This window comes from Methylosinus sp. R-45379 (assembly GCF_001644125.1).
Taxonomy (GTDB): domain Bacteria; phylum Pseudomonadota; class Alphaproteobacteria; order Rhizobiales; family Beijerinckiaceae; genus Methylosinus.
Map to the genome: position 1 here is coordinate 1 of NZ_LUUM01000043.1, position 1,725 is coordinate 1,725.

Here is a 1,725-nt window from a genome sequence, read left to right on the forward strand (position 1 = left end):
GGGCGATCATCGCGGGCGAACGGACGAAGTTGCAGGTCGCCCAGTTCAAGCTCTCCTACAGCCGCGCATTCTTCCTCCGCGCCTACCCGCAGCAGACGCATGAGATGCTCTTCGACGCCCACAACCACGCCTTCCGCGTGCTGGGCGGCGTGCCCCGGCGAGGCGTCTACGACAACATGCGCACCGCGATCGACAAGATCGGGCGTGGCAAAGAACGCCAGGTCAACGCCCGCTTCGCCGCCATGGTCGGCCACTTCCTGTTCGAGGCAGCATTCTGCAATCCGGCCTCCGGCTGGGAAAAGGGGCAAATCGAGAAGAACGTTCAGGATGCTCGTCATCGCCTCTGGCAGCCGATCCCGAGCTTTCCGTCGCTGGCGGCGCTCAACGACTGGCTGGAGGCGCGATGCCGCGAGCTGTGGGCCGAGATTGGGCACAGCGCGCAGCCGGGGACGATCGCGGAGGCCAAATCCCGCGGAGGCTTGGCGCGAGGAGGTTCCGCAACTGATGCAGCCTCCGCGGCCATTCGACGGCTTCGTCGAACACACCAAGCGGGTCACGCCGACGTGCCTGATCCATCTGGACCGCAATCGCTACAGCGTGCCGGCCTCCTTCGCCAATCGCCCCGTCAGCGTGCGGGTCTACCCTGAGCGCGTCGTCGTCGCCGCCGAGGGGCAGATCGTGTGCGAGCACTCCCGCGTCTTCGCCCGGTCGCATAACGACAAGAGCGTGACGGTCTACGACTGGCGGCATTATCTCTCCGTCATCCAGCGCAAGCCGGGCGCGCTGCGCAACGGCGCGCCCTTCGCCGAACTGCCGGTCGCCTTTCGGACGCTGCAACAGCGCATGCTCGAGAAGCCGGGCGGCGACCGTGAGATGGTCGAGATTTTGGCTCTGGTCCTACAGCACGACGAGCAGGCCGTGCTGACCGCCGTCCAATTGGCGCTGGAGGCCGGCGCGCCGACCAAGACGCACATCTTGAACCTGTTGCACCGCTTGGTGGACGGCAAGCCGGTCGACGCGCCGCCCGTGAAGCCGCCCAACGCGCTGACGCTCACCACCGAGCCGCAGGCCAATGTCGAGCGCTATGACGCGCTGCGCAAAGGTCGGGAGGCGCGCCATGCGTCATAATCCCGTCGCCGGCGCCATCGTCATCATGCTGCGCAGTCTCAAAATGCACGGCATGGCGCAAGCCGTCAGCGAGCTGACCGAGCAAGGCTCCCCGGCCTTCGAGGCCGCGCTGCCGATCCTGTCGCAACTCTTGAAGGCGGAGACCGCCGACCGGGAGGTGAGGTCGATCGCCTACCAGCTCAAGTCCGCGCGGTTCCCGAACTATCGCGATCTCGCCGGCTTCGACTTCGCCAGCAGTGAGGTCAACGAGGCGCTCACGCGCCAGCTTCATCGCTGCGAGTTCCTCGAGGATGCGCATAACGCCGTCCTGGTCGGGGGACCTGGTACGGGCAAGACGCATCTGGCGACAGCAATCGGCGTCCAGGCGATCCAACATCACAGAAAGCGCGTCCGGTTCTTCTCCACCGTCGAGCTCGTCAACGCGCTCGAAGCCGAAAAGCACCAAGGCAAGTCGGGCCAAGTCGCGGCGCGCCTCGTTCATTCCGATCTCGTCATCCTCGATGAGCTCGGCTACCTGCCGTTCAGCGGCTCCGGCGGGGCGCTGCTGTTCCATCTGCTGAGCAAGCTCTACGAGCGGACCAGCGTCATCATCACGAC

At 65.9% G+C, this 1,725-nt stretch carries 1 protein-coding gene and 1 pseudogene; both read left to right on the forward strand.

The window, feature by feature from the left end; genetic code table 11:
• Positions 1-1,128 (forward strand): annotated as a pseudogene (gene istA / locus A1351_RS02515) (IS21 family transposase); the annotation flags it as partial.
• Positions 1,118-1,725, forward strand: a 608-nt coding sequence (gene istB, locus A1351_RS02520; protein WP_064032060.1) for an IS21-like element helper ATPase IstB, incomplete at its 3' end; no start/stop codon positions are given. The pseudogene istA and the gene istB, both read left to right, overlap by 11 nt.